Source organism: Paraburkholderia nodosa (genome assembly GCF_001718195.1).
In the GTDB taxonomy this organism is placed as follows: Bacteria; Pseudomonadota; Gammaproteobacteria; order Burkholderiales; family Burkholderiaceae; genus Paraburkholderia; species Paraburkholderia nodosa_A.
The window spans coordinates 1-26713 of sequence record NZ_MCNV01000041.1; the positions used below are offsets into that span (position 1 = coordinate 1).

Sequence of the window (26713 nt, forward strand, 5' to 3'; positions counted from 1 at the left end):
CTTCGCACGCGCGAGGCACCACTGGGGATCGTGCTCGAGCCAGGCCTGTGCCTCGGGCGGCTGGTGGTCGCGCACGGTGTGCCGGTCCCCCGGCTTGCGTAGCCGTGGATGGGTTGCGACGAGCTCGTGCCGGTGGAACGCCTGCACGACCGTGTCGGTGGCCTTGAGCCACAGCTGCTTGCCGACCAGCGTGAAGGGCACTGAGTACAGCGCCTTCTTGTAGACGACGTGGCCGTCCGTATGCACCTTGACCTCGGACCACACGGCCAGCACTGGCGGCACATCGGGCAGGCGCGTGGGCAGCGGCCGCTCGTGCGTGGTGCCGTGATCGCGCACGCCGGCCTGCTGCAGGATCCGCTCGCGCAACTGACGGTTCGCGTCGGCCAGATCGCGGAACTCGCGTAGTGGTACGAAGGACTTCTTGGCGTACTTGACTCCGGATTCAACGATTCCCTTCTTGGCTGGGTCGTGCGGCGGACATGGTTCGATGCGGAAACCATACGTTTCGGCGACCCCCGCGTAGGAACGCTGGACTTCGGGGCTATGCATGCAGTGCCGGATGATCGCGCACTTGGCGTTGTCGATCGTCACCCGGGAAGGACAACCCCTGAACCATTCGAAGGCGCGGCGATGACAGGCCAGCCACGTCTCGACGGTCTGGTCAAGCACAACCTCGGCATACTGATACCGGGACCAGCACAGGGTCATGACGAAGATCCACGTCTTGAGCGGGATGCCGGACTCGTGCGTGAGCACGGGGCCGGCGCCGAAATCAACCTGGGTGGCTTCGGCGGGCGCGAATTCGAGGGTCGTCGTTGCCTTGACGACGCGTTCTGCCGCAAGCCGGCGCAGCATGCGCTTCACGGCGTCGTAACTGCCGGTATACCAACAGTGCCCCTTTCTCCCTTTCCCCGCCGCTCCAGATAGATTTTCCAACGTAGTTCCATGACCGTCTCCCCAGCGCCGCTCAACGGTCCAGTGTAGTCGTTGCCGTCGACTCCCGCCGGCCTCGTCCGCTCCCCCTAATTCAGCTAGCGCGATCAAGAGCGCGGGCGAGGGGGCACCATGGCGTCCTCTGACGAGATAGACAGCCGTGCCGCGAAGGTGGCGGCGGTGTTAGGTGTTGCGACCGCTCGGAGGGGGCCGCTGACTCGAGTTCAGTCTAAGCGCGCTGGACAGTTGCTTGACGTCCGGACAACTGCCTATCGGCTGCGGCAGCGATTTTTGGCGAACCCTGTGACGAGTGCTCTCGATCCGCAGCACCGTGGTCCGACGCCGGGCGGTCGCCGATTAAAGCTGCGTGTCGCGCGGCTCGATCGCGGACGCCTGAGGCGCGTTGGCCTTACACTCCGGCTTTGGTGCAATTTTAATAGCAGCGAGAAGCAGCGTGTTTGCGGCGACCTCATTGAGCAGAAAGAACTGCCTTCCAAATAGCGGACGCATTTGTATCTTCGAGGCGCAGGTTCGTAAGGTCAAATTGCGCCTTCCGAATGCGATGCATCAACTCGATGCCCGAGATCGTGACGGTCGCGTTTCTGAAGCATTTGAAGCCGAGCATCGCGTTGACCCTGGACTTGATGTTGCGCTGATCTTGCTCGATCAGATCATTCGAGTATCTCAAGGACCGCAACGTCGCGTCTTTAGGCAAGGTCCCATCGGCATTCATTTCGCACACCGCGCGGTGAGACGCGTAACCGTCCAGCGTGATCGTAGCCCGAGGGCGCCCCTGACTTCTGATCGTCTTCGCAAAGAACGCCTGGGCCGCAGCCACATTTCGCTTGGCGGGAGTCAAAGTCGATCGTTTTCCCGCCCGGTCAAGCCGCGGTAAAGATAGACACATTTGGCAGGGATCTTCACATAGGTCTCGTCGATCGACTGACCGGCTTTCAAGGCCAGCCGATTCCAGCGTTTGACGAATTCCGGCGTGAAGCGCTGGGCCCAGCGCATGATCGTCGTGTGCGACATCGACAGACACGCTTGGCAATCATTTCAGCGAGGTGAAGTCTGAGATTGTAACGCAGGTACCAGCGCACACAGAGGACAATAACTTCGCGAGCGAAGTGGCGCCCGTTGAGCAATCCGTCAATGTCTTTTAGCTTACGCATTGGCTCGTGCTCGTCAAAATCCCGAGCGTAACAGACCAGCGCACCCAAATTGCACCCTACCGTCGCGGAGAAGCGATCGCCGTGATAAAAGCAGTTCGGTATTTTGCATTGCAAGTTGTCACCCGACGCCGCTGTCAGCAACGTGACATTGCTGAAGCTACCGGCTGAAAGCTGATTTGGCGAAGCCATCAGCGCGCATATTTCTCGCATGCATTCGTTACGTGGATCTGTGTTATCCAAACAATCGATTTTTTAGTCGACATGGAAATGCCGCATAGTGCGTTCGGCGATGTACTGGGCGTCACGAATGCAAATTTTCATGACCTGCCTGAACGCAATTGGCGTTGTCGACGCGAATATGGTTGTGTCGCGTTAGTGCCGGAACGCTAGAATGCGCGTCTGACGAACTGGTACTGACCCGATGAATAAGAAGGCACTGACGCCACGAACGGCCCTTGCCCCAGAAGTTGCGAAGGTTCTGAAGCGACTGCACCATCCGCTCGATGTCATGCTGCTGATGTGCGTGCCCTCGTATGTGGACTATGGACTGAGCCTGCGAAATCTGGAAAAGATGATGGCTGAGTGCGGCACCGATGTCGATCATTCAACCGTGCACCGGTGGGCGATCAAGTTGCTGCCCGTTCGGGAAAAGCCATTTGGCGTCGCAAGCGCGAAGTCGTCAGGAGTTGGCGCGTGGATGAGACTGATATCAAGGTCAAAGGACAGTGGAAGTACTTGTACCGGGCCGTGGACAAAGCGGGAGACGCGATCGATTTCTGACAAGGCTGCCGCGAAGCGCCACTTTGAAAAATCGATCGAGCGCAACGGCGCACCCGAGGCGGAGACCGAACGACAAGAGTGGGGCAAATCTCGCTGCGTTTGAGTCTATCAACGCCGGGCGGGAGACGCCGATCAGTATCCGTCAGTCGAAGTATCTGAATAACATCGTCGAGCAGGACCACCGCGCGATCAAGCGCGGGACCCGCCCGATGCTCGGGTTTAAGAATCTCGTTGCGTCCGCATTCTCCTGGGTGGCATCGAAGTCATACACATGATCGTCAAGGGAAATTGAACGATGGCGGCGTTGGTGCAAACTCCCGCACAGCAGTTATGTTCGCTGGTTGGATAAGGAAATCCATACCATACCGGTCTTGGACGGCCTCTCGGTCTTACTGCGACAGAACCCGCCCGACCCCGGCATTGAATCAGCAAAGGGCGGAACGCGTGGCGGCGTCCCGATACAGCCTAACGACTTCGGACTGGAAGAGGTTATGAACCGGATGTCACGAGCGGCTAAGCGATCCAGTTCGCGTGCCGGTGAGCCGCTAACCGCGATCCCGCAAGACGGCCAATCTGGCCTGCGCGACTGGTCAGAGCTGGCGGCCGGGATCGAGCGGGGCCGCTACGACGGTATCGCACGATTTTTCCATTGGACATTTGCTGTCTGGATTATTTACGCCAGTGTAGCGGGTTACTCGCTCACCCGGGTCGCCAATGGACCTGTGCATGATTTCCTGTCGCGACTGAACATGTCGATAGCAACGGTTCTGATTGTGCTTTTTCCGCTGAGGGTGGGTTGGAAGCTGGTCAGAATCGCGCCACCTGCGCTGCCCGATGTGTCCGTCGAACAGCAACTACTGGCACGCGTAGTACATGTCTTGATTTACGTCATGATCTTTGCAGTGCTGGCGAGTGGCTTCCTGATGGTGCCGAATGGCTATCCGTTTTTCGGACTGGTTGAAATCCATACTCCGTTCCAGAAAGGCCCGCTAACCGACGAATTGTTCGCGGTGCATCGCGCAAGTTGCGCACTGCTGGTTGGACTGGTCATGTTGCACGTGGCAGCGGTAATCAAGCACCAACTGATCTCGCGTAACGACGTGCTGCGAAGGATGCTTTAAATACGGTTTGTCTTTCATGGTCGCTGCATTTTTCATTGATGCCTGTATCTGGGAAAAGACCCGCCGGTCAAGGTGGGCCAAAACATCGACCTCATGGAGGTTAGCACATCTTAAATTTTCCGCACGGCGTTGCCGCGCAGCATGGCATGGATTCGCGAAACGCGGCGCCATCAATGCGTATTTCACGGCACCCGAGCCTGGAATTGAGCCGCCATCGACAGGCACGCCCGAAAGACCCTTTTGAACCGGCCGAGTGCCGCCAGCGCATGCTCAGCGCCCTACGGCTGCTCAATCTCGCGCTGCTGGACCGGCTGGGCACCCGTCGCGAGCAGTTCGTTTCCAAGGCGTGCGCCTATTTGTTCAATTCTTCACACTCCAGCTCGAAGCCCTCAACGTCCCGCGACAGGTGTACTGGATTCCTTGCGTTAGAGAGCATCAACCAGCACGGCCGGTCAGCGACAACTATTTTGGCCGGTCAACGGGGTAGTTGTCGTTCGATATCAGCTCATTCTCCTTCGTAGTTGTCGTTGCGTGATCGTGTAGTTGACGCACATCGTTACTGCGACAACGTTGTCGTGGTCAGGCAACTGGGCGCTGAACGGATTGGCAGGGTTGTCGTCGTGCAATTGACGTCGCAGTGCATTTTGTTTGTCGCCGGCCTTGCGGCGGCGGTAGCTTTCGACGTTGAGTTCGAAGGTCGTCGAGTGATGCACAAGCCGGTCGATGGCGGCGATGTCATGCCGGGGTCGGGGAGCACGTCATTCCAGTCCGAGAATGTTTCGTTTGCAGTTATCGGAAGACTTTTTCGCTCATACCTCTCTGCAATCCGCTCGAACAGAACGCTGGCCTCGGCCTGATCCTTGCGAGCATACGACAGGTCGTCCAGTAACGTTTTGCATAACGTTACTCGATCTATGTGTAGTGCACCGTTATGTGGAGTCCGGTGGGTCAAGGCATAGTGATAGTCGGCAGCCGTGATTCGAACTCCACATAAGTATCAGAGCCGCTTCAACCAGTCGATAATCGGCAAGCGTCCGAATGTTCCTCGGTCGGCCGATACCTTCGTCAATATGTCTGGAAACACTTGAGGGAGTGCATGGCGCTTCATGTCGATGTCTGATTGCGCATAGCGCATCGTTGTATCGAGACTCGCGTGACCAAGCCACTGGCTAATCGTTGGGAAGTCTACACCTGACTTTAACAAGGAGAGCGCTGTCGTATGCCTCAGAGAATGAGGGTGGATGCGTTTCTCCCGGAGGGTAGGTACGGTCGCTCCGGCGGCGACCAGATGCTTGCGAAGCAGGTAGTACACCCCGAAGCGGGTGTGCTTGTCGCCGCGATTATTGACAACAGTGCTGTGGTTGCATTAAGCGGATACGGGCGTTCTTCGACGAGTCGCTGCAACAACTTGGCAGTCTGCGGCCAGATCGGACAGACGCGGACCTTGTTTCCCTTGCCTTCGTCTTACCTGGCACGGCCGCTGCATGCGCAGGTCGCATAAACGAAGGTCGAGTACCTCCTGCACCCTTGCGCCGGTATTGAACATCAGTGAAAACAACGCGTAGTCACGCCGACCGGCGGCGGTCGTTCGATCGACCGCATTCAGCAGCGCCTCAACCTCGTCCTGCTCGAGATATTCGATCGGCGCTGACCGCGCCCCGCGTTTGAATGGAATGCTGAGGATTGCCTGCGCCACCGCCAGATGTTCAAGACGTTCAGTTGCCAAGAACCGCGCGAATGTATGAATCGCGGCAAGCCGGGCATTACGCGTGGCAATGCCGTTGTGCCGGTCTCGCTCGAGAGGTGTCAGGAACTGTCCGACCGATTCGGCGGTGATCGCCGCAAGATCCAGACGTTCAATGCCGCAGTGTCGCTTCGCACTAAGAAATCGCATCAGAAGCACCAGCGTGTCGCGATAGCTATGGATCGTGTGCCGGCTCATCCCTCGCAACGTAGGTAGATAATCCTGGAAGAATCGGACAAGACTCCGTCCGAGCTCACCGGAGCAAGGACGCCGTTTCATCATTGCTCTCCCTGAACAAGATAGCCAAATCGTTTCGCGAACCTATCGCTCGCCAGCTCTCGGAGTTCCGGAATCCAGCGCAAATGGTAGGCAGTCGATACGATTGATACATGACCCATGTAGAGTGCGAGCTTTGGCAGGTTGGACTGGACGTCCGCCCCCTGACGATACCATCGCATCAGGGCTTCAATTGCAAGGGAATGCATAAAGTCGCGAATACGGGGAACCCGCCCGTCGGCATCCCGGAAGCCTGCTTCTTGCAGTAATCCCGTGATACCTTCATGCAATCCCGTTCCAGGGTAGCCCCGCAGACCATGGTGCATATTGCACAGTAACGGTGACGACGGCGTAGTGTCGAGAGGGGTAGCGAGGCGGCGCGTGAGGTAGCGGCGCAGTTCTAGCCGGGCACCGCACGAAAGCGGAACCCATCTCGATTTGTGAAACTTTGATTCGCGTATGTGCAGGACTCCAGCGTGCGCGTCTACATCGGCCAACGTTAGCCGTAGCAACTCCCTTCGCCTCAGCCCGGCGGTGTACAGCAGCACAAGCGCCAGGCGGAGGACATACGGCCTTAGTGGCGATGTCGCCGTGGCCTGACGCGTGTCTGCAAGTTCGAGTACCCGACCAACCTGCGCGGGAGTCAGGACAATTGGTGCGGCATGTGGTTGCGGGCGCGCAAACCGGTTGATGCCCGGCACGAAACACCGGGGCTCGGTACGTTGCCGGTAGAGGCAGAAATTGCGCACGGCAACCTCGCGGGCCCGACGCACGTTCGAGGTGAGGGAATTGAAGGCCTTGCACCACGATTCGAACAGCGTGTTGTTCGGGTCCGATTCACCAGCTCGGACGATGAAGTCCCTCATTGAATGCAAGGTGCGCTCCTGTTCGCCGTACTGACGCCCTAGCGCTCGGCGGTGCGCAAGGTATCGACTGATGAGCGGATCAAGTGCGGTTGAGCCGAGTTGGTGCTTCATGATGCCCCCTTCATTGAGACGCGACCACATCCAGGTACCGGTAGGGCAACTTGGCGCAGCGCCTCCACATGCAGGCGAAGATAGACACACGTGCTCTCGAGGGAGCGGTGACCGAGCAGATCGCCGATCATCTTTACTCCGACACCTCGCTCGAGCAAGCGCATGGCGAAGCTATGCCTCAGGCAGTAGGGACTGGTCTGTAGAATGGGCAGGCCACTGAGGCGTGCACGCTTGGCATAGATGTGTTCGATCGTTACTGCCTTGATCGGACCGGCCGGGCACCGCACTCTCAGGAATAGCTGGTGTGTGCTCGTCAGGGGTGGTCGACGGCGTAGATAGCGATCGAGCACATGTCGCGTTCGGCCAGTGAGCGGCATTACTAATACCGACCGTGTCTTGCACTGGTCCACCCGCAGGATATCGTTCTTCCAGTCTATCGAATCGAGCGTCAAGCTGACGACTTCTGCTGGACGCAACCCATAGTAGGCCATCAGGTAGATGGATCGCATGATCACGGCAACCTTCAACGCTCGATTGGTCGATCGAATGCAGAAACTTGCTTACAGTCTTCCAATCCAATGCCCGTGGTGGAAGTTCTCCGCGATAGGTACGCGGTGTGTCGATAACATCAAGGCGATCCCTCGTGTAGCGTTGATTGGCGCAGAACCTCAGAAAGGCGCGCAGGTGCGCAATCGTATGCTGAAGAGTCTGGCGGCGAAGATGCTTGCTGGTCTGGTCGACAGAGCGCTCAAGGCGGCGCTTCGAACAGGCGCTCGACAGGACGCCGGTAACCGTCCTCAGGTGGTGCTCGACTGTATCAGGAGCGAGTCCGCGCAGATCAATGAGATGGGATCGGTATTGCGAAATGAGCGAGTCGAACTGGCTCGGTTTAGCCACCGGAACGAAGAGACCTCGATCGCATAAAAAGCGTTCTGCCGCTCGCTGCGTGGCGAGGTATAAGGTGTCGTGCGACCACGGTGCGAACCAGCGGGACAGCGCAGTCGAAGTAATCGGTAGGCTGGTGCCAGCCGCTACATGGTTATAGACAAGAACCTCACGGAAACGGCGTACGTGGTGCCGTGCGCAAATGCGCGTATAACCGGGCTCGACGACCCACGCCGAAAATTTGCGGACTAGCGGTCCTTGCGGGCCGGCAGCATAAAGCGGCCAATCGCGGGGAAAGAGAAATTCCAGCATGTGAATCTCCCATTCAAGTGAACGGAGGAATCACAATAGCTCGTTCCAGTTATGTGTAGTTCCGCCGCCTCAAAATCCCATCGGCCGAGGGTCCAGGCAGTTGACTCTACATAACGAGGTCCTGCACATAGGTCGAGGATGATCAAATCGGAGCGATCGAGCTTGGCCAGCGCGGAAGGTAACTGCAGGCTTTGGCGCGCGGCCTGCAGCTTCTGAACGAGCTCGCTGGTACGCGTGAACATCACGCGGTAGCCGACGTCGATCAATGCGTGACCGATAGCCGATCCCACGTGGCTTTTTCCGATCCTAGGGGGGGGCGAACAAGAGAACCGTGGCGCCTTTCTCCAGCCATGACTCTCCGGTGGCCAGCGCTGTAACATGCACTTTTGAGAACATCGGCACGGCGCCGAAGTCGAAGGCGGCGAGCGTCTTGGTCGGGTCCAGATGCGACTCGGTACGGTGCCGCTCGATGCGTCGCTTAGCGCGTTCGGCCAGCTCGTGCTCTAGCAGTGCGCCGAGCAGGCGTGCGGCCGGCTAGGCTTCCTTATCCGAGCGCTCAGCAAACTCGGGCCACAACCTGCCGATCGTTGGCAAACGCACCTCGTTGAGCATCAGGGCCAGGCGGCCACCATCATGCGCGGGCGCGTTCACGCTACCACCTTTTCGAGCAGTTCGTGATAGACGGCAACGGGCGGCATCTGAACCTCGACATCGGGACATTGCGCCTCACGGGGTGCGTATCGGTCACGCAGCGCCTTGAGATCGGGAAGCTCGCCGGTTTCCAGCATCGCATCAAGCTGCCCGGCCAGTACGGCCTGCGCGCCATGCAGGCCCGCGAGCTTAAGCAGGCCGACCATCGTCTTACATGCGTCGCGTTGTGACAGGCGGGCATCGAGTTGCTCCCAGTTTCTGCGGTAAGCCGCGCGTCTTCCAGGCACACCACAGGTGAGCGCAATTCTGAGATCTTGGTGCCGAAATCCACGTCCAGGATGCCGCGGGTCGGCATGTACAGAGTCGCCCAGACGGCGAACGGAGAAATGGTGCCCATCAGATCAGACACCGTATGATTGTCGCGGCACGATACGGACCCAGGTCCGCGCCAGCTTCCTCTACGGCCACGCCCGCGCGGTCAGTGAGATGAATTAACAACTGCACGTCGCTGTCGTTGCGATCACGTACCAGAACGTGATCAGGCACACGACGTAGAACCGCTCGGGTTGCCTCAGCGATACCCGGCTTCACGCGATTCAAGTTGGAGATGTCAAAGCGAGTTGCCAGCGAGGACACCGCGTCATCAGCGGACGCTTGGAGTTCCAATCGCTGTTCGTTGGTCCATGGAGTTGCGGGATGAACCTCGCCCAGCGCCCCGCGTTCGGCCTCGATCTTATTGATGAACTCTCGGGTTACATCATGCTTAGGCAGGTGGTCGTATGTCACGCAACCATGAAGCCCGCCTTGAGTCGGCCAGATGGTGCGGGATACTAGGCCGGACACGGTCGCGCCGAGGATGCCAGACGGAATTACCCAGTCCTCTGCAGAGCCAGCTAGCCAAGCGCGGCCGCAGGGGTCTGCCAGAACAACGAGGCGAGGATCTTCTGGGAAGCGCATGTCGTCGTCCAAGGTGCGCTTGAGCTCACCGGAGATTGCGCCTTTTCCGGTCCAACCATCCACGAAGACGATCTTTTCGGGACCGTGCAGCTGGATGACGGCTTCCAGAGCCACCGTGTCGATACCGCGATCGCGAATGATGCTGACGCCGTAGTGGTGAGCATCGCGGCCCATTTCGACGAGTGCCCGGCGCAGCAGGACGCCGAGGGGTACGCCTGCGCGAACAAATGAAACCAGGGCGATGCTCGGCCCGGTGTAAGCGGCACTCAATGCCAAGGCCAGGGACTGAATATTGGAAGCCATACGAGCGCCGTTCTGCGCCAGGACATGGGTGTGGAAACGCTTGTGCACGTCGGTAGGAGCCTGCTCCAAGCTTATCATCTCGGAGTAATGTTTCTGATTCGTCTGGATCAGAAGTTCCTTTTCGTCAACGTTAGTGACGCTCAGCGGCACGCGCTGCAAAAGGAAATGCACATCTTCAGGGGCGTAGCTGCCGCTGCCGATGGTGCTCAGTGTGGCGAGAAGATTAGTCATTGATGAGCCCCTTCACTACGGTCGCCAGTTGACTGTGCGCCGGCGTCGACCACATATGACAGTGGTCCATGAACCCCAGGTCGGAGATGCTGTCACCGAAGCCTAGGACTGGCCGCTCGCCGTGGATCTCACGGTCGCGACGCAACCATTCTTGAACGGCGAAGCGCTTTTCCAAACCCTCAGGCAGGAAGGCGAGGTTGTTGCCGTTAACGTGGGTGTGCATGCATTCCAACATGCTTCGAGATTGAACTTCGGTCAGCAACTCGGTGAGCACCGAGTCGTTGGACTCGTTGTGCTTGGTCACGACGTAGTGGCGCAGACCTTTCTCTCCAACTACCCAACTGCGCACGGAGTAGCCCAGTTCTTTGCCGATTTGCAGGGTGGCTTCGCTCAGTGTCGACAGCCGGTCTTGAAAGGTCCGGAGCGACGCGGCCATCTGGCCGTGCCAGGTCTGGTCAGGCGATCCGTCAGGGCGGAGTATCACTCCACCATGGGAGCAAATTGCGCCTTCGGTGAAAGGAAGCTTGACGCGGTTGTAGGCCTCCACGCTGCGTGCGGTAACCGGAACGACATCGGCTGAGGCCAGCAGCCAGTTGATGAAGAAGTTCTGGACCGGGTTCATGTACCCGTTGGGCTGCCCATGCACGTCCAGAGTGGCGATGATTCGTGGTGTGGCCTCCTCCATCTTGCCTGCGGTCTGGATCAGGGTGTCGTCGAGATCGACGAATATCAGCGGACGGTTACTGCTCATCGAAAATTATCTCCGCATTCAGGACATCAACCAGTTCTGCAGGGAGCGCTTGCGCCGGGGTTTCCGTGCAGATAAGAACTCGGTCGAACTGACCGGGCTTCACGTTGTAGAGGAAGTTCGGAATACCGAGGCCATAGTTGTCAGGAAACGACAGCACGTGCTCGATCGCGTGGCCCAGGGCCACAGGGGATCTCGTGGTGGAGCTGAAGTAGACGTCTGCCCCGGCTCGCTCCGCACGCTCCGCCAGCAGGAAGGGACGCCAGACGAACTCACCGGTACCAACTATGACGACGTTCTCGCCGGGCCGGATTTGAATGTCCGGTGCGAGCGTGTCCTCCACGCGGCGAACGCCCAAGCGCCCCCAGTCATTGCGGGGTGAGAGAGGCCATTCGCCTATAGAAACGGCACCGACGCCTGGCATATCCGGCAGGGGCGCGGACTGATCTTCGTGGAACTGATACGACCCGCTCAACAAGGATACGGCGGTGGTCGACTCTCCGATGGCCTTACTCACAGCACCCGCAGACCAGTCCGTCAGGACGCACGTGACCACTCGCTCGATCTTCTTCAGGCCGGCTTCGATTAATGCGCGGTGCAGGTTGAGAAAGGTCTTGCCGGTAGAAGCCTCATCGTCCACCAGGACTAAAGATCGGGCCTGAAGCATCAAATCACGAACCTCGGGATCGACCGGCAGGTGGATTAAGTGGGTGCTGGCATGACTGTGCTCTTCCTCGAATCGAGCAAAGAGGTCGGTACCCAAAGGATGACGGGTACTGGTGAGGTACACGCTATCGGAACGCGTTGCACTATAAGCACGGTACACGCCGGCACCGAGGCCAACTGCGGTTTCGGCCACGCCGATTACTAGCACTGGGCCGGGCAGGTTCGCTGGGATCTCGCTGACGAGGCTCTCGAAACTGGCAGCCATGATCGATGGGCGCGCCGGTATGTAGCGTCCCAGAACTTTGGATACAAAGAGAAATGCCCGCTTTGGATTCCGGCGCTCCGCGAAACCGAACAGGTTAGCCGCAGGCAAGGTGGCGGCGTCGACTTTGACCTCGAGCAGTCCCCGCTTCAGTTTAGCGCGTAGGAACGTGGGTACTACATTGCTATCCATGAACTGCTTCCTAGTTTGATGCGAGGTCGTCGAGGACCTAACTGGCTGTTGAAAATTGCCCCGGTGTGACAACCGCGGCACTGTTTAAAATGATGGTATGCAATTCGTCGCTGAGTTGTAGATGGAGCGTCCGGATTGCACCACAGGCGAGTGCGCCAGCCGGCGCATTTTCGCGCGGTGGCGGCGCCTGGGCGACTCATTGCGCTGTCCTTGCGGCACCGCCGTCACTATTCCGGCCACTTGGCTCATGTTGCTAGCAGCATTTGTCAGTTGAAGGATTTTTTCGCGATAATGGCAACGGTCATAGCAAAGCGCGATATCACGGGATTGCTTATTTCGCCAGCGAATACAGTTGCTCAACGGCAGACGATTGAGTGCCGCGAATGCATTTCATCTGCCAATGCATGACTTCAATGCCAACCATAAGATGCGTGCACAGCGAAAATCTTTGAATCCCAGCATAGGACGAGTGCGGCGCTTCATGGCACGGTAGTCCTGCTCTACAACATTGTTCAGGCATTTTTTCTGGCGGTCTGCTCGAGGTGGCGCAGACTCAGCGGATAGGCAACGTACCAGCGCAGGCATAGAAGGATTACGTCAAGTGGATAATGCAGGCGCTTGAGCACCTTCGCCACTGCGGGATTCAGGTTCTGCCTCATTGGTCAGATCGTCCGTCTTTGGGACTCGTATCCTCACCTCCGTGTGATATGGACTTCCGAAAATGACCGATGCAATTTTCGCGCCGGACGGACGGTCATATAGTCACAACACAATTCCGAACTGCCTGTTGCAAATGTCCAACATTTGTCGCGCATCGGACAATTTCGGAGATATTGCAACGCAATTCAACGGGATAAGGTAAGGTGACCAATGAACGCTTGATTGCATGGGTGCATTGTTGCTTAGTTTCGGTTCAGCACGGGGCTACTCTCCTCATCATCCGCCAGGAAATCGCCGAATAGGCCGGGACCTGCGAGGTAAGCAACTCGCGAAGCCCCTTCTCGACAGCTGATGGAGTCGATTGGTATTTGCTATCCAAATTATGGCGGCACCATAATGGACGAGACAACGAGCCATTCCTGACTGGCGTTGCGCACGCAACAGCCATGGTTCTGCGAAATCCCCTTGGACCTTGTTCGGCACCAACGTTTCTCTGGGGCGGCTAACCGCCAGGGCAGGCGTGAGTTCCATCACTGCGTCCTTGAACCCGATGGGTGTCTGGTGCGATGCGGTTCGCAACCCGCTTGAGAAAACGGGTGCGATATCCGGCCCTGCAGGCAAGGCGACAGCATAACGGAACCAAATTCGCAGGATTGCAATGAGGATGAAAAACCGATCGTCATTGCTCGCAGCGGCAGGAAATCGTTCAGGTTGTATGGAATTGAGCGTTTTTTTCTACCTTTGTTTCTTACTCTTTGGGGCGGTGCGCCGGTCGGGTGTCGGTACCCCTCGAGGTACCGAAGCAAACGATCGACAGCTTCCTGGTCGCCCTCGATTGCAGCGCGTTCGTCATCAGCGAGAGGAGTTTCCTACAACATCCGGATCATGCCCGTCTTCGAAGAGAGCAAGTCGGCTTGGGACGATTTCTTCGGAACGTAGAAGTCGCAACGCACACACGCCATGCGGTGTGGACATTGATCGAAGAACTCATATGAGTACAGCCCGTGACCAAGGTCATAGCACTTCCACGGCTGGTCCGTGTGCCGATCGTCGATCGCCTGCCGGTCAATGAGCACCTCCATCATTCGAAGGTTGCGCTGGAAGTACTGTGCTTCAGAATGAGCTCTGGCCAGCTTTGTGGGCGTGATTGCGACGTAATGCTGGGTCGTTGCTGGCGACCGATGACCAAGCCAAGCTTGCAGTTCGAACAGGGACATTGGTTCCCGCGCGTTAAAGAGCAGGCTCCCGATGGTCGAGCGTGCCCCTGTGGCTGCTGATCTGTCCGCGAGCATCCACGCAAGGAATGCCTGCCCTCCGGCAAAGCAAGGGGATGAGATGTCGGTTCAGGTGCTGGCGTGGTATCGCCCTTGCACGATACGAGAAGAGGAAGTCAACCTGCTCTCCGGTTTTGACGTCGAGCGCAGCCGGTTGTACGGGACGTACTCGCTCCCACGCCAATATTGCTTCTCCGACGACCGAGTCAATCGGTTTGGGAAATGCAGTTCCGGTCTTGTGAACCGGAACGTCGAGCATCCGGCATTGTGTACCTGGTTGCCCTATCGATGTTTCTTCACGTACACAGCCAACTCTTAGCCGTACGATCTCCTCACTACTTAGTGCGGCGAAAAGAGTGCGCCATTCGAATGCAAAGGGTATAAGCAAGCCCAAAGCGACAGAAATAGAGTAAGCGATCCATTATCGCCGTCCCTCTGAGTGGTGGACAGGCGCGTTGATTCGTGGAGTGGATATGCTGCGAATCAGTTCCGGGGGGCCGGCATCCGCCAAGGCACGAGCGCCTCGTAGTCGTCGGCGGTCTTTGCCAGAGGCAGGCGCTCGAACAGCCAGGTCAGGTAACGGTATGGATCGATACCGTTGGCCTTGCATGTTTCAACGAGACTAAAGAAATTTGCGCTGGCATGTGCGCCGGCAACCGTATCTGCGAACAGGAAGCCCTTGCGTGCAACGACAAACGGGCGAATGGAATTTTCACAGAAATTGTTCGATGCCGGCCAGTCGCCGTTCTCGAGGTAACGCACAAGCTTCGGCCACTGCTCACGTAGATAGCTCAGTGCCCTGCCGAGCAGGCTCTGGGGCAGCACTCCCGGAGACTGCTCGATCATGAGATCCTTGATGACCTGGAGTACGCGGGCGCTATAGCGTTGCCGCAGGCGCTGACGCCGCCCTGCATTCCACGTTTTACTGCGTGCCTCGGCGGCAAACAACTTGCCAAACAGTTTGATGAAGCGTGTTGCGAGCAGATCTGGCGTACGTGCTGCCTTGGGAACATTTTCCTCTGCCTTGACGAAGTAACGTCTCGCGTGAACGAGGCAACCAAGGTGCACGAGCTTGTACCGCTCGGCGATACCGTTATAAGCCTCGTAGCCATCGGTCATCAGCGCAGCGCCTTCCTGCACGCCGGCGAACAGCTTGTCGGCCAGCTTTGCCCCACGACCCGGCGTATAGGCATAGCAACAGATCGGGATTCCCGTGCCTGTCATCTGACACCACAGGTAACTCTTCGTCTGTGGCTTGCGCCCTTTCTCCTTGAGCACCTGGAAGGTCGTCTCGTCTGTGAGGATCACCGTTGCCTCAAGCAGCGCGTCGCGCATCAGGTTGATCACGGGCTGCGTTGCGAGGCCGACCTTGACCATGCTGGCAGCGATCGTGTTTGACGAGATATCGCCGCCGAAGCGGCGAAGCAGGCCAGCCTGGCGATACAACGGCATGCCAAACTGGAATTTTCCCGTCGCGATCCAGGCAAGCGCTGATTCGGTCAGTAGTCCTCGTGGGATGATGCGCGGCAGCGCCGGCGTGACCTTGATATCCAGATCACAGCACGGGCAGGCATACTTGACGCGCTGGTGCTGGATCACGCGCAACTGCTCGGGAATCACGTCGAGTTGTTCGCTGATTTCCACGCCGAACTCGACCAGTGCATGGCCGTCGTTGCTGCAGAAACGCTCGGCTTCCGGGAGCTCGTGCCGCTGGATCTCGCGGGGCAGACTGGGGTCAAGCGGCTTGCGGTGGCCGCGCTTTTTGCGTGTATGCGCACCGACCTTCGTTTCGAGTGTATCTTCCTGGGCGGGTGCCGCATTCGCGCCAAGCGCCTCAGCTTCGTTGAACAGCCCGAACTGTTCCGAGTCCCGTACTTCGCTCTTTGCACCAAACAGCTCACGCCGGTAGGCACGCAGCCGTTCCTCGGCCAGGTCGCGCTCCGCGCTCACCAGACGCAGCATGCTGCGGGTTTCTTCGTGCTCGCGCTCAAGGGTGGCATACGCCTCGCGCATGGCGAGTAACGCATTGAGTTCCTCGGCAGAGATCGTGATCTGGGCGGGCATGCCAGATTAGACCACGCATGCCCTGCCCATGTTCAGCTCACGCGCAGATATTCCTCCCGTGGATGTCGGCGGATCGCAGTGATGTCATCGCCATCGAGCAGCGCGTGCAGCGACGCCGACGTTAATGCCACGACTTCGGTCTTCCTGTCGGGCCAGATAAAATGGCTTGTTTCAAGGCGTTTTGTCATCAACCAGAAACCACTTCCATCCCAGCCGATAATCTTGCCCCTGTCACGACGGCGGTTTCCGAAGATATAAAGAGAGGAATCCATCGGGTTCAGATGCATGGCCTGCTCGACGAGAATCGAGAGGCTGTTCATGCCGTAGCGGAAATCGACAGGATCGCGATGCAAGTACACCTTCAGGTTTTCGTCGAACCGGAACACGGCATCCTCCCCAGAATCTGGACCAGGGTGGTCAGTTCGTCGATGGTCGCGATGGCTTTGCCCATCTCGAGCTCGACACCGTTGGCCAGTCGCACATGCAGCGTGAGCGCCATGGACGAAGGCGGCGGTGTCGGCACCGGCGCAGTCGGTATCGAAACGACCGGCACGAACGCGGCAAGTGCAGCAGCGGTGGCGACGAGCTCACGCGAATCCGACTGGTTGATGGCCACGCCATCAACCTCATCCGGCGAGGCGGTGTCATCACCGGCGTGCTGTATTGGCAAGATGCCTTGCTCGCGCTCCATCAAGAACTTCGTGATCCACTTGCGCAACAGGTTGGCATTGACTCCGTGCTCCTGCGCCAACCGGGCCACGGATACGCCCGGCTGCAACGCCGCCTCGATCAGTACCCGCTTGCTCTTCTCGTCGTAGCGCCGACGGCCGTCGGCACTCTTGCGAACTACTTTTAACTCTGAGTCTTTGTCGGCCATAGGTGTCCACCTTCAACGGTAGGTGGACACCTATGCTCCCCGCTCAGAGTACTGTTGGGTAGACGTCGATAATGGATCGCTTACGAAATAGACAGCTTTCCGCTGAAGTCGCGAGGTTCCCTGACAAATGGAGCGATGTCGGCCGTGCGCTTTCTGTTGAGATAGAAGTCGAGCATCTGCTCGACCTGGAGATGAAGACGCAGGATGCACCCAATATCATCTTCCGTTTCTGCCGCAAGAATCAGGGTATCTGCGTCGAGAAGAGTGCCTAAATCTAGATTGACGGTTGTTGGTGTGTTGTTCATTGTTGTTCTCAAGGAGGGGGCAGAAGCCCCGGCGACACTTCCGTAGCGGGCGCAGTCGCCGTGTCAGGCCCGGCGAGTGTCAGTTATCGGCATCGTCGTCCGAATGCATGGCAACATCATCTTCTTCCGGCTCGGGCTGGTTCTCCGGCGTGTCGTCGAGCAGGTACATGACCCGAATTAGTAAGGACTTTCCCGATCTCGTGGCATAGCGATATGCCAGGATGGTTGGTGCTGGACAACCCATCTGAGAAGGGGAAAGTCATGGACAAGATTACTCGTATCGGCGTGGATCTGGCCAAGAACCTGATCCAGGTGCACGGCGTGGACAGCATGGAACGCGTGGTGGTCAGGAAAGCCATCTCACGGCAGAAGTTTCTCGAATGGTTTGCCAACCTTGCGCCGTGTCTGGTCCCAATGGAAGCGTGCAGCGCTGCCCACTACTGGGGGCGCAAGCTGCGCGCACTTGGTCGCGAGGTTCGCCTGATTGCGCCGCAATTCGCTGCGCCATACCGCAAGGGCGGCAAGCACGTGAAGAACGACAGGCTGGATGCCGAGGCCATCTGTGAGGCCGCGGGGCGACCGCATATGCGCTTCGTGGCCGTCAAAACGGCAGACCAGCAAAACGTGCTGTTGCTGCACCGGATGCGGAACGGTTTCGTCGAGGAGCGTACCGCGCTCGTCAGCCGGTTGCGCGGTGAACTCGTCGAGTTCGGCGTGTTCCTGCCGCAAGGCATCAATGCATTTCGTGCCCGCTTCGTCGAGGCACTGGAGGACGGGGCCACTGAACTGAACGGTGTCGCGCGCACAGCGCTGGCACGAGGCCGGGAGCACCTGCAGGCCCTCGACCAGCAAATCGCCTGGTGCGACGCGCAGGTCGCCACGCACGTGAAGCAAGACAGCAGCGCGCAGCGCGCCATGGCGATCATCCGCTGCCAGGCCCGTCCAAGCGGGATCTGCGTGTCCGCCGGCAGATCGACCGCCTTGTTCGGGTAGCGCTCGCGCAGCAAGGCGAGCGCATCCATGACGGGATGGGCGGTCTGCGCCTGGAAAGGCAGGTCCAGCAGCTGTGCAATCAGTGCATGCGCGACGCGCCGCTTCGAGACGAGCTGTGCCCGCATCAGGCGGGTCCGACTGGGCGCATCCTGTTTGAGGACTGTGTCCGCCAATTCGCACAATTGCCTGGCAAGCACATCGCGTGTCAGGTCCCTGTTGCCTGCGAGCGCCTTGACTGCCGTGGCAAATTCGCGCAGCTGCGCCTTCAGATCCGGGCGCGAGGCGGCGCCCCGATCGTTGGCTATCCTGATCGCCTTGCGGACCCAGTCGCCGAGCATCGACAGGAGCTGGTCGGTTGCCGAGCACAACGCGTAGCGCATGAAGCAGGCGGCCTAGAGCCGCCGTATGGCCGGCTGGATGCGGTGGCTCACCGAGGGTTTGCGGTCCGCGCAGCGCAGCGCATACTGCCGGACGATAGCTTCGTTGCATGTGTTGGGGCACTGCACCCGTACACCGAGCTCGACCAGATAGTCGAGCTTGTGCAAGAGTTCGCTCATCTGTCGCGTCGAATTGCGCAGCGGCACCGGCCACAGCCATTTCTGCAGGCTCGATGCCTCGCCATGGGGCTTCGGCAGCAGCTTGCCCCAACGATCCAGTGTGGCTTCGCCAAAGGCGGCCTGCGTAAGCTCGCCCGTGTGCGTGGCTTCGACGTCCCGGATGGCCTGCACGATCAGTTCCCGCAAGGTGCGATCGCGCGGCAACAGGATCCCGTGTTCGTAGAGCCAGCGTTTGAGTTCGTGCAGCAGACCATTACGATCCTACCGGCCCGAGAGCTCGGCTTTGAGCCAGCGCATCACGTAGCGGCGTTGGTGTTCGGTCACGGAGCCGAAGCCGAGCGCTTGGTACGCGCAGGCCTGATATTCGACCAGCGTGTCGGTATGGCCGTCGTACAGCGACGTCATCGTCCCGAGATCGGGCGGTTCGATGCCGAGCTGTTGCCCCAGGTGCTGCCAGAGATTACGTGACACGTACCGGCAAGCATCGAGCGTGCGACCGGTCATGCAACAAGGTGAAGCGCCAGCGCGAAGCGATAGACGTGTCGGCGACGCGCGTTGATCAACGCGCATTCCTTCGCGGAAAGCGTGAAGAACGTGGCGAGCTCGAACTCGTTGAGCGTGTGCGGGATGGACCGCATCCCGAGATAGGTCTGCCGCCAGTGTTCCATCGCCGTCCGCTCCGCAGCCGAAAAGGAAACCGCTCAGCGTATGCCAACAATATCGCCTTGGCAGTTGGGGGGCGAGGCACTGCGGGCCTCCGTCATCGCTTTCTACAATCCAGTGCGCTTGCACTCCACGCTGGGTTATCTGTCGCCCGCCGCCTGCGAGGCGAAACCGACAGCGAAAGAAGCTATCTGCCTGTCCGAAATTAATTAACCCATGCATCAAAACAGCAGACGTGCCGCCACCCACACCGCGACTTGGCAATGCAACTCTTACGGGCGTCATCTCGACGACGTAGCCGTCGCTCAGGTCACGGCACCGCGCTTGGCGAATTCAGGCGCACGCCAGGTTTCTTCGGTAAGCACGTGGCGCAGACGCTCAGCGGCATCCCACACATCCACGTGGCGCGTATACAGCGGCGTAAAACCGAAGCGCAACACATGCGGCTCGCGATAGTCGCCGATCACGCCGCGCGCGATCAACGCCTGCATCACCTCGTAGCCGTGCGGATGCTCGAAGCTCGCGTGTGACCCGCGTTGCGCATGCGCGCGAGGCGTGACGAGCGTGAGCGGAAATTCCTTGCAACGCGTCTCGATCAGTTCGATGAAAAGGTCGGTCAGCGCAAGCGACTTTTGGCGGATCGCCAGCATGTCGGTTTGCAGGAATACATCGAGTCCACATTCGACCAGCGCCATCGAAACCATCGGCTGCGTGCCGCACAAAAAGCGGCCGATGCCGTCGTCGGCGATATATGTCGGGCCCATCACAAACGGCGCACGATGCCCCCACCAGCCTGACAGCGGCTGCTCGAACTCACTCTGATGACGACGCGGCACCCACGCGAACGCAGGCGAACCGGGACCACCGTTCAGATACTTGTATGTGCAGCCGACCGCGCAATCCGCGCCGACACCGTTCAGATCGACGGGCACGGCGCCCGCCGAGTGCGCGAGATCCCACAGCACTAGCGCGCCCCTGTCGTGAACCAGCTTCGTCAGTGCGGCCATGTCGTGCATGTAGCCAGTGCGGTAGTTGACGTGAGTGATCATCGCGACGGCGACGTCGTCGGTGATCGCCGCGGACAGCTCGGACGGATCGTCGACGAGGCGAAGTTCATAGCCGCGATCCAACTGCTTGATGAGCCCTTGCGCGATATACAGATCAGTCGGGAAATTCGAGCGTTCCGACACGATCACGCGGCGCTTCGGGTCGCGCTTGTCCTGCATCCGCAGAGCCGCCGACAACGTCTTGAAAAGGTTGATCGAAATCGTATCGGTGACGACGACTTCGTTGTGCGCTGCACCGATCAGTGTCGCAAGCTTGTCGCCCAGTCGCCGCGGCAGCGAAAACCAGCCAGCCGCGTTCCAGCTGCGGATTAGCCCTTCGCCCCATTCGGCGCCGATGACGGTCTGCGCCCGCTGTGCAGCCGCGACGGGCGGCACGCCGAGCGAGTTGCCGTCCAGATAGATGACGTTCGGCGAGAGCGTGAACTGGTCGCGCAAGAGTGCGAGAGGGTCGGCCGCATCGAGTGCGAGTGCTTCTTCACGTTGATTCATGATAGTTCGCTCTTGTCATCCGAAAGAGAAGCGCGTTCGTGCGGAACGCGGTGATACGGTTGCATCGGTTTCAATGCCTGCGTACCGCAGGTTTGTTGCACGAATGACGCCGGAAAAACACCATCCACGTCACTTCGCAATCTTGAATACCGACACGGCGTCCTGCAGCCTGGTGGCCTGCTCATCGAGGGAAAATGCCGCCGCAGCGGACTGCTCCACCAGCGCAGCATTTTGCTGGGTAACCTCGTCCATCTGCAGGACCGCCTGATTCACCTGCTCGATGCCTCGGCTTTGCTGCTCCGATGCGATAGCGATTTCACCGACGATGCCTGAGACCTGCCTGATCGCCTGCTTGACATCATCCATCGTCACACCGACCGCGCTTGCCTGCTTCGCCGCGTGGTCAATCGATTGGACCGATGAATCGATCAACTCCTTTATTTCCTTCGCGGCTGCAGCCGAACGCTGTGCAAGGCCGCGCACCTCACTCGCAACGACGGCGAAGCCCCGACCCTGTTCACCAGCGCGCGCCGCCTCCACTGCAGCATTCAGCGCAAGAATATTGGTCTGGAAGGCAATCCCTTCTATAACAGCCGTAATTTCCGAAATCTGCGTCGAGCTGCTGTTCATCTTTCCAATCGCACGGACCATATCCTGCACAGCATCGTTGCTCTCGTCTGCTATGACGGCTGCCTTCATTGCGAGATGATTGGCTTGCGACGCGTTGTCAGCATTCTGTCTGACTGTCTCCGTCAGCTGCGTCATGCTGGCAGCCGTTTCTTCGAGCGACGCCGCTTGAGCCTCGGTACGTGCAGATAGATCAGCATTACCACTAGCGATCTCTCGCGACGTTACCGTTACTGCATCGGTGGTCGCGTGGATGCCAGTGATGAATTCCGCTAGCTGGCTGTTCATCTTCCGCAATGATTGCATCAAACGTCCGACCTCATCCCGGCCGTAACTTTCGATACGTGAGGTCAGGTCTCCGCACGCGACGGTCTCCGCCACGGAGACTGACTTGCGCAGTGGAAGGACAATGGTCCTCGTGATCAGGAGTGCGGTGAGAGAGCCCGCCGCAAGCGCTAATCCAATCAACCCAATTGTGACTTCTACGGCCAGCCGGTAGTCCTCTGCTGCAGTGGTTCGAGCAATTTGGCTTCCGCTTCTGGTGAGCTGGACTTCCGCTTCGATCAATTTGGCGACAGCGGTGAACGCATCGGCAGACCTTCCCGTCGCGAGCGAGCGGGCCGAGGCAAAACTTCCCTCACCCTGTTCGGAAAGCGAAAGCAGTCTGTTATCCATCTCCAGATAGGATTTCCACGCCTTCCGGGTTTGCTGGTTGAGCTGATCCTCTTTCGCTGACGAGACGAGTCGCCCATATGCTTCGATTTTCGCGTCGAGTGTGCGAAGCGCAAAGTCCCTCATGATGCGCTGGGATGCTTTTTGCACGGGATCCGTTTCAAGCACACTTCGTAGCGTTGACTTGCGAACGTTGTTTGCCCATGTACGAATGTCCCCAAGCACGGCGACTTTCGGCAGCCAGCTATCGGCAAACTGAACTGCCCCGTTGTGCACCCGAGCTGTCTGGAACAGGGCGACGGAGCCTGTCGCGCAAAGAAGGATTAGCACGAGCGCAAAGCCAGCGCCAAGTCGGACGCCAATTCGGACGTTTGCAAGAAGGTTTCGCATAACGGGATCTGTCTGAGCGAAAATGCAAAAGCGCTGGAGTTCACGACCGATGGTGCCATTCCTGGTCGATTCCTCCAGCTTCCGCGGAAGACATCCTAGAACTTGTGCCGGATTCCCGTTACCGCCACGAACTGATTACCCGTTGAGGACGCTGAGAAACCCGTGATGTTCGCGACCGCCGATTTGTCAGTAGAGTCCGTTCCCGTCGCATGCTGGTAAATCGCGGAAATATAGACGTCGGTCCGCTTCGACAGGAAATAATCGACACCTGCGTCGACCTGGTGATAGGTCGCGTGATTGACGCCGTAGCCCTTCGTATAGTCGTAGGAGACACCCAGATTCAGCGCGGGGGTCACGAGATACTTGAAGCTGACCTCAGCATTGTGGAACGCGGCGTTGCCATGATAGTGCAGCGAATTCAGGGCACTTAGTGCGCCAAGACCCCGGAACTGGGTGTTGGTGTACATCGCACCAAGCGTGGCCCGTCCTAGCTGATACGCTGCGCCCGCTGCGATGATCTGCTGCGTGCGCGCTGACGCATAGCCCGAATAGACGGTACTGGCAGTCATGTTCGACGCTGTCGTGCTGGACGTCGAATTGTTGCCGAAGAACGAGAAGTTCGGGTCTCGCACATTCAGGTATGCTGCGCCGAGGGAAAGCGGACCGTTGTCGTAACCTGCGCCGAGGGACCAGATCTGGTTGGTGCCAAGGTGGCCGGCAACGCCACCCAAGCTGTACAGTCCGCCGAATTTCAGGCCTGCGTAGTCGACGCTCCTGAACTTGATTGCGTTGTTCACCCGATTGGTGTTCTGGAGGTTGTCAAGATCACCGGGGTGCGCGCCATAGCCCGTTGCCCACTGTGCAGCGGATTCAAAGCGCGCCGTGTAATCCACTACCGCATCGTACTGGCGCCCCAGTGTGACGGAGCCGAAGCGATCCGATGCCAGTCCGACGTAGGCCTGGCGACCGAACAGGTCTCCGCCTTGCAGCAGTTTTCCGTTGATCACGCTAAAGCCGTTCTCGACGGTGAACAGCGTCTTGAGTCCATTGCCGAGGTCTTCGACGCCACGCAGCCCCCATCGGCTGCCTTGCATGTTGCCGCTCGCCAGCGTGTAGAGCTTTTGACCGCCGGAATTATTATTGAAAGCGAAGCCCGCATCGACAATGCCATACAGCGATACGCTGCTTTGTGCGTAGGCGTGACCAAATAAGGACATCATTGCCGCGCCGGCAAGCAGACTCTTTCTCACAGTGATCTCCAGGTGAATTTGAACAGACGGAATAGACGCTTCGCGTGTGACCCGCGATGTCAGCGTTGGCGCACTCTACTGCCTCTGTTCTCCTGGCGTATTCGAAATCAAACAAACTCGCTTTGCGCCTTTCGCAAAGCTTTGCTATGCCGAGGGGGGATGCCGATCGTTTGTCCGCCGCAGGTCTGCGACCAGATGATCGAGACAGAGGGTGGCGAGCCCGGTCAATGGGCGCGTCGATGACGTTTTGACCTGCAGGCGACGCTGTTGCAGCAGTGCATTGGCGAACGGGATTGCGACCAGACCGTCGGAATCCATGCGGTTCGCGACCGAGACAAAGCCAGTCAGCATGATGGCGTTCGGAATCACCTGGGTAAACCGGTACAGTGACGCAACGTAGCGGCTCGTGATCGGTGTCACAACCTCAAATCCTTCAACGTTGCAGGCGATGTCAAACAACTGGCGAACCGTCGTACCGGTGTCCTGCAACAAAACCGGGTGGAGGTGGAGGTCTGGCAATGTAAGCGATTTTTGACCCGCAAGCGGGTGGTCTCTCGACATCAGCGCCATGACGGGCGCGGGAAGCGTAAGACGAGCAACCACATCCGGTTCGGGCTTCAGGCTGAACGAAAGCGCGATCGACGCATCCCCATCGACCAGCATGCGGCTTGCGTTATCAGACGATGTGACCTCGATCACGACCACGGCCTCTGGGTACAGCTTGTAGAACGCTGCGAGCGAGTTCGGCAGGAAATCGAGGGCAAAGCCTTCGGTGCATGCAATCTTGATCTTGCGCTGTCGCCGCCTCTGGTCGCCGTGAATCGCGCTCATCACGGCCTCGGCATCCGTAAGGCTATTTTGCGCATAGCGCAACAGCATTCGGCCAGCGTCAGACAGCACCATGCCACGCGCGTGTCGTTCGAAAAGCGGCGCGCCGACGTCGCCTTCGAGCTTCGCGATATGGCGGCTCAACGCTGACACAGTTGCGCCGAGCTTTTCGGTGGCAGCCGTCAGCGATCCACTCTGTGCCACGACTGAGAAGTAATACAGCGACGAATCCAGCAGGTTGCGCATTTCGGACCTGGCATACAGGGTTGCGATTTCCGCAAATATACGTTGATTGATTGCGAATACAAAAGATTGTTTACCCGGGTACTCTGGGGACATCGATTCTTTGATTCCAGAACATGAGCCGCTCAGAAGCCATCTCGCACGTCTCCCGTCACTTCGAAAGCGGAGCGTTCCAAGCGGTATTGCGCCGTCGCGTCGGCCTTCGCACGGAGAGCCAGAACCCGGATGCACAGGCTGCGCTGACTGGCTATTTGTCCGATGAGATCGCTCCCGCGCTAGGCGCTATGGGATTCACGTGCGACATCGTGGAAAACCCTGAAGCAGGCATGCCGCCGATGCTGATCGGCGAGCGCGTGGAAGCGGTCGGACTGCCCACGGTGCTGATCTACGGTCACGGCGACGTAGTCAACGGCGACGCAGCCAACTGGACAGACGCGCGTTCCCCGTGGGAGCTGTGCACAGACGGGGACAGCTGGTACGGCCGCGGCACGGCAGACAACAAGGGGCAACATTCGATCAATCTGGCGGCTCTTGCGTCGGTACTTGCCACGCGCGGCAGGCTTGGCTTCAACGCGAAGGTGATCATCGAAATGGGGGAAGAAGTCGGGTCGCCGGGACTCGACGCGGTATGCGCGCGGTATGCGGACCGGCTGGCTGCCGATCTGCTCATCGCCTCCGACGGACCGCGACAACGCGCTGCTGCACCGACGATGTTTCTTGGGTCGCGAGGCGCATTGCATTTCCGGCTGCGCGTGTCGAATGCATTTGGCGCGCGTCACTCGGGCAACTGGGGCGGCGTGCTGGCCAATCCCGCGACCGTGCTGGCGAATGCGCTTGCGAGCCTTGTTGATGGCAGTGGCCGGATTCGCGTCAACGGCCTGTTGCCGCCGCCGATTCCGCCGCGCGTGCGCGAGCTCGTCGCGAGTCTCGAAGTGGGTGCCGACGAAGGCGATCCGCCGTTGTCACAGGGGTGGGGCGAACCCGGTCTTAGTGATGCGGAGCGGGTGTACGCATGGAACACGCTGGAAGTGCTGGCGATGCAGGCAGGCAACGTCGGCCGGACAGTCAGCGCGATTCCGGGCAGCGCGGAAGCGGTGTGCCAGTTGCGCTTCGTGGTCGGCACGGATTGGTTGAACGCGCGCGAATTGCTGATCGCGCATTTGCGCCGCGAAGGTTTCGAGAACGTCGACGTGACGATCGAAGCGTCGGGCAGCGCGACGCGGCTCGATCCTGATCATCCGTGGTCGAAGTGGGCGGAAGCCTCGATTGCAGCAACCTCTGGCAAGCCGGTGACCATCCTGCCGAATCTCGGCGGCACGATCCCTAACGAGTGCTTCGCGACGACGCTGGGGCTCGCGACCGTCTGGATCCCGCACTCTTATCCGAACTGCCGCCAGCACGCTCCCGATGAACATCTGCTGGGGAGTGTTGCGCACGAGTCGCTGCAAATCATGGCCGGCCTGTTCTGGGATATGGGGGAATCGGGGCACACGGTTCGCGAGACGCTCCGGGCTTCGACGAAGCGCTAATGGCAGTAGTCCCAC

The 26713-nt window shown here is 59.0% G+C and carries 23 protein-coding genes and 7 pseudogenes; 6 read left to right on the top strand and 24 right to left on the bottom strand.

What is annotated here, in order from left to right; genetic code table 11:
* Window positions 1-885: pseudogene (istA, locus tag BFD71_RS36170) on the bottom strand (IS21 family transposase); the annotation flags it as partial.
* Between the two features lie 517 nt (window positions 886-1402).
* Window positions 1403-2105, bottom strand: a pseudogene (locus BFD71_RS43085) (IS6 family transposase).
* Window positions 2106-2526: 421 nt separating this feature from the next.
* Here BFD71_RS43085 and BFD71_RS43090 point away from each other — a divergent pair.
* From BFD71_RS43090 to BFD71_RS36185, 3 genes are all read left to right on the top strand, one after another.
* The gene (locus BFD71_RS43090) at window positions 2527-2988 is read left to right on the top strand and encodes a hypothetical protein (protein ID WP_441830792.1); all 462 of its coding nucleotides are present in this window, start codon (window positions 2527-2529) and stop codon (window positions 2986-2988) included.
* Complete coding sequence (locus BFD71_RS42950) at window positions 2882-3160, top strand: DDE-type integrase/transposase/recombinase (protein ID WP_425469718.1); 279 nt, start codon at window positions 2882-2884, stop codon at window positions 3158-3160. The genes BFD71_RS43090 and BFD71_RS42950 overlap by 107 nt, the downstream gene beginning before the upstream one ends.
* 216 nt (window positions 3161-3376) lie before the next feature.
* On the top strand, window positions 3377-4006 hold the full coding sequence (locus BFD71_RS36185) for a cytochrome b (RefSeq protein WP_141710929.1): 630 nt from the start codon (window positions 3377-3379) through the stop codon (window positions 4004-4006).
* Window positions 4007-4614: 608 nt separating this feature from the next.
* On the opposite strand, the pseudogene BFD71_RS43095 reads toward BFD71_RS36185, so the two are convergent.
* The 4 genes and pseudogenes from BFD71_RS43095 to BFD71_RS42965 all read right to left on the bottom strand — a co-directional run.
* Window positions 4615-4898: pseudogene (locus tag BFD71_RS43095) on the bottom strand (ATP-binding protein); the annotation flags it as partial.
* Window positions 4899-5003: 105 nt separating this feature from the next.
* A pseudogene (locus BFD71_RS36195) lies at window positions 5004-6032 on the bottom strand (tyrosine-type recombinase/integrase).
* Complete coding sequence (locus BFD71_RS36200) at window positions 6029-7003, bottom strand: tyrosine-type recombinase/integrase (protein WP_069269007.1); 975 nt, start codon at window positions 7001-7003, stop codon at window positions 6029-6031. The pseudogene BFD71_RS36195 and the gene BFD71_RS36200 overlap by 4 nt, the downstream one beginning before the upstream one ends.
* Window positions 7000-7512, bottom strand: a complete 513-nt coding sequence (locus BFD71_RS42965; RefSeq protein ID WP_218108691.1) for a tyrosine-type recombinase/integrase — start codon at window positions 7510-7512, stop codon at window positions 7000-7002. The genes BFD71_RS36200 and BFD71_RS42965 overlap by 4 nt, the downstream gene beginning before the upstream one ends.
* Here BFD71_RS42965 and BFD71_RS41855 point away from each other — a divergent pair.
* Window positions 7511-7927: a hypothetical protein gene (locus BFD71_RS41855; protein ID WP_069269008.1), complete on the top strand. Its 417-nt coding sequence runs from the start codon at window positions 7511-7513 to the stop codon at window positions 7925-7927. The two genes, BFD71_RS42965 and BFD71_RS41855, sit on opposite strands and share 2 nt — an antisense overlap.
* Window positions 7928-8327: 400 nt before the next feature.
* Here BFD71_RS41855 and BFD71_RS43100 read toward each other — a convergent pair.
* From BFD71_RS43100 to BFD71_RS36255, 11 genes and pseudogenes are all read right to left on the bottom strand, one after another.
* Window positions 8328-8851: pseudogene (locus BFD71_RS43100) on the bottom strand (ATP-binding protein); the annotation flags it as partial.
* Complete coding sequence (locus BFD71_RS36215) at window positions 8848-9057, bottom strand: hypothetical protein (protein WP_069269009.1); 210 nt, start codon at window positions 9055-9057, stop codon at window positions 8848-8850. The pseudogene BFD71_RS43100 and the gene BFD71_RS36215, both read right to left, overlap by 4 nt.
* 190 nt (window positions 9058-9247) lie before the next feature.
* On the bottom strand, window positions 9248-10342 hold the full coding sequence (locus BFD71_RS36220) for a cysteine protease StiP domain-containing protein (RefSeq protein WP_069269010.1): 1095 nt from the start codon (window positions 10340-10342) through the stop codon (window positions 9248-9250).
* Window positions 10335-11093, bottom strand: coding sequence for a trehalose phosphatase (locus BFD71_RS36225; RefSeq protein WP_069269011.1), 759 nt, complete (start codon window positions 11091-11093; stop codon window positions 10335-10337). Before BFD71_RS36225 ends, BFD71_RS36220 begins: the two co-directional genes overlap by 8 nt.
* A complete protein-coding gene (locus BFD71_RS36230) occupies window positions 11083-12210 on the bottom strand; it encodes a phosphoribosyltransferase domain-containing protein (RefSeq protein ID WP_069269012.1) in 1128 nt (375 codons plus the stop codon). The genes BFD71_RS36225 and BFD71_RS36230 overlap by 11 nt, the downstream gene beginning before the upstream one ends.
* A gap of 331 nt (window positions 12211-12541) precedes the next feature.
* A pseudogene (locus tag BFD71_RS39900) lies at window positions 12542-12869 on the bottom strand (DDE-type integrase/transposase/recombinase).
* Between the two features lie 870 nt (window positions 12870-13739).
* The gene (locus tag BFD71_RS36235; RefSeq protein ID WP_069269013.1) at window positions 13740-14087 is read right to left on the bottom strand and encodes a hypothetical protein; all 348 of its coding nucleotides are present in this window, start codon (window positions 14085-14087) and stop codon (window positions 13740-13742) included.
* A 540-nt stretch (window positions 14088-14627) separates the two neighbouring features.
* On the bottom strand, window positions 14628-16208 hold the full coding sequence (tnpC, locus tag BFD71_RS36240; RefSeq protein ID WP_069269014.1) for an IS66 family transposase: 1581 nt from the start codon (window positions 16206-16208) through the stop codon (window positions 14628-14630).
* Between the two features lie 32 nt (window positions 16209-16240).
* The gene (gene tnpB / locus BFD71_RS36245; RefSeq protein WP_069269015.1) at window positions 16241-16594 is read right to left on the bottom strand and encodes an IS66 family insertion sequence element accessory protein TnpB; all 354 of its coding nucleotides are present in this window, start codon (window positions 16592-16594) and stop codon (window positions 16241-16243) included.
* Window positions 16570-17085 (bottom strand): transposase, encoded by a 516-nt coding sequence (locus tag BFD71_RS36250; RefSeq protein WP_069269016.1) that lies wholly within the window; start codon window positions 17083-17085, stop codon window positions 16570-16572. The genes tnpB and BFD71_RS36250 overlap by 25 nt, the downstream gene beginning before the upstream one ends.
* An 80-nt stretch (window positions 17086-17165) precedes the next feature.
* The gene (locus BFD71_RS36255; RefSeq protein WP_069269017.1) at window positions 17166-17390 is read right to left on the bottom strand and encodes a hypothetical protein; all 225 of its coding nucleotides are present in this window, start codon (window positions 17388-17390) and stop codon (window positions 17166-17168) included.
* A gap of 261 nt (window positions 17391-17651) precedes the next feature.
* Between BFD71_RS36255 and BFD71_RS36260 the strand changes: the two are divergent.
* Window positions 17652-18317, top strand: a pseudogene (locus BFD71_RS36260) (IS110 family transposase); the annotation flags it as partial.
* A gap of 458 nt (window positions 18318-18775) precedes the next feature.
* Here BFD71_RS36260 and BFD71_RS36265 read toward each other — a convergent pair.
* The 7 genes from BFD71_RS36265 to BFD71_RS36290 all read right to left on the bottom strand — a co-directional run bounded on the left by BFD71_RS36265 (window position 18776) and on the right by BFD71_RS36290 (window position 25265).
* Window positions 18776-19126: a hypothetical protein gene (locus BFD71_RS36265; protein ID WP_141710930.1), complete on the bottom strand. Its 351-nt coding sequence runs from the start codon at window positions 19124-19126 to the stop codon at window positions 18776-18778.
* 75 nt (window positions 19127-19201) lie between these two features.
* Window positions 19202-19411 (bottom strand): hypothetical protein, encoded by a 210-nt coding sequence (locus tag BFD71_RS36270; RefSeq protein ID WP_141710931.1) that lies wholly within the window; start codon window positions 19409-19411, stop codon window positions 19202-19204.
* A 29-nt stretch (window positions 19412-19440) separates the two neighbouring features.
* The gene (locus BFD71_RS41065; protein ID WP_141710932.1) at window positions 19441-19608 is read right to left on the bottom strand and encodes a DUF4158 domain-containing protein; all 168 of its coding nucleotides are present in this window, start codon (window positions 19606-19608) and stop codon (window positions 19441-19443) included.
* Window positions 19609-19908: 300 nt separating this feature from the next.
* Entirely contained in the window at window positions 19909-21159 is a 1251-nt protein-coding gene (gene kynU / locus BFD71_RS36275) for a kynureninase (protein WP_069269020.1), read from the bottom strand.
* A 129-nt stretch (window positions 21160-21288) separates the two neighbouring features.
* Window positions 21289-22848, bottom strand: coding sequence for a methyl-accepting chemotaxis protein (locus BFD71_RS42755; RefSeq protein ID WP_069269021.1), 1560 nt, complete (start codon window positions 22846-22848; stop codon window positions 21289-21291).
* Window positions 22849-22943: 95 nt separating this feature from the next.
* Window positions 22944-24098 (bottom strand): porin, encoded by a 1155-nt coding sequence (locus BFD71_RS36285; protein ID WP_069269022.1) that lies wholly within the window; start codon window positions 24096-24098, stop codon window positions 22944-22946.
* A 144-nt stretch (window positions 24099-24242) separates the two neighbouring features.
* On the bottom strand, window positions 24243-25265 hold the full coding sequence (locus BFD71_RS36290; RefSeq protein WP_256095076.1) for a LysR family transcriptional regulator: 1023 nt from the start codon (window positions 25263-25265) through the stop codon (window positions 24243-24245).
* Between the two features lie 20 nt (window positions 25266-25285).
* Here BFD71_RS36290 and BFD71_RS36295 point away from each other — a divergent pair, with 20 nt between their 5' ends.
* Window positions 25286-26698: a M20 family metallopeptidase gene (locus tag BFD71_RS36295; RefSeq protein WP_069269024.1), complete on the top strand. Its 1413-nt coding sequence runs from the start codon at window positions 25286-25288 to the stop codon at window positions 26696-26698.
* The last annotated feature ends 15 nt before the right edge of the window (window positions 26699-26713 follow it).

What these genes read in the sequence shown, in the direction of transcription:
- BFD71_RS43090 (WP_441830792.1), top strand. Translation starts at nt 2,527, where the DNA reads ATGAATAAGAAGGCACTGACGCCACGAACGGCCCTTGCCCCAGAAGTT.
- BFD71_RS36185 (WP_141710929.1), top strand. Translation starts at nt 3,377, where the DNA reads ATGAACCGGATGTCACGAGCGGCTAAGCGATCCAGTTCGCGTGCCGGT.
- BFD71_RS36200 (WP_069269007.1), bottom strand. Translation starts at nt 7,003, where the DNA reads ATGAAGCACCAACTCGGCTCAACCGCACTTGATCCGCTCATCAGTCGA.
- BFD71_RS41855 (WP_069269008.1), top strand. Translation starts at nt 7,511, where the DNA reads ATGATCACGGCAACCTTCAACGCTCGATTGGTCGATCGAATGCAGAAA.
- BFD71_RS42965 (WP_218108691.1), bottom strand. Translation starts at nt 7,512, where the DNA reads ATGCGATCCATCTACCTGATGGCCTACTATGGGTTGCGTCCAGCAGAA.
- BFD71_RS36215 (WP_069269009.1), bottom strand. Translation starts at nt 9,057, where the DNA reads ATGGTCGGCCTGCTTAAGCTCGCGGGCCTGCATGGCGCGCAGGCCGTA.
- BFD71_RS36220 (WP_069269010.1), bottom strand. Translation starts at nt 10,342, where the DNA reads ATGACTAATCTTCTCGCCACACTGAGCACCATCGGCAGCGGCAGCTAC.
- BFD71_RS36225 (WP_069269011.1), bottom strand. Translation starts at nt 11,093, where the DNA reads ATGAGCAGTAACCGTCCGCTGATATTCGTCGATCTCGACGACACCCTG.
- BFD71_RS36230 (WP_069269012.1), bottom strand. Translation starts at nt 12,210, where the DNA reads ATGGATAGCAATGTAGTACCCACGTTCCTACGCGCTAAACTGAAGCGG.
- BFD71_RS36235 (WP_069269013.1), bottom strand. Translation starts at nt 14,087, where the DNA reads ATGTCCCTGTTCGAACTGCAAGCTTGGCTTGGTCATCGGTCGCCAGCA.
- tnpC (WP_069269014.1), bottom strand. Translation starts at nt 16,208, where the DNA reads ATGCCCGCCCAGATCACGATCTCTGCCGAGGAACTCAATGCGTTACTC.
- BFD71_RS36250 (WP_069269016.1), bottom strand. Translation starts at nt 17,085, where the DNA reads ATGGCCGACAAAGACTCAGAGTTAAAAGTAGTTCGCAAGAGTGCCGAC.
- BFD71_RS36255 (WP_069269017.1), bottom strand. Translation starts at nt 17,390, where the DNA reads ATGAACAACACACCAACAACCGTCAATCTAGATTTAGGCACTCTTCTC.
- BFD71_RS41065 (WP_141710932.1), bottom strand. Translation starts at nt 19,608, where the DNA reads ATGGAACACTGGCGGCAGACCTATCTCGGGATGCGGTCCATCCCGCAC.
- kynU (WP_069269020.1), bottom strand. Translation starts at nt 21,159, where the DNA reads ATGAATCAACGTGAAGAAGCACTCGCACTCGATGCGGCCGACCCTCTC.
- BFD71_RS42755 (WP_069269021.1), bottom strand. Translation starts at nt 22,848, where the DNA reads ATGCGAAACCTTCTTGCAAACGTCCGAATTGGCGTCCGACTTGGCGCT.
- BFD71_RS36290 (WP_256095076.1), bottom strand. Translation starts at nt 25,265, where the DNA reads ATGTCCCCAGAGTACCCGGGTAAACAATCTTTTGTATTCGCAATCAAT.
- BFD71_RS36295 (WP_069269024.1), top strand. Translation starts at nt 25,286, where the DNA reads ATGAGCCGCTCAGAAGCCATCTCGCACGTCTCCCGTCACTTCGAAAGC.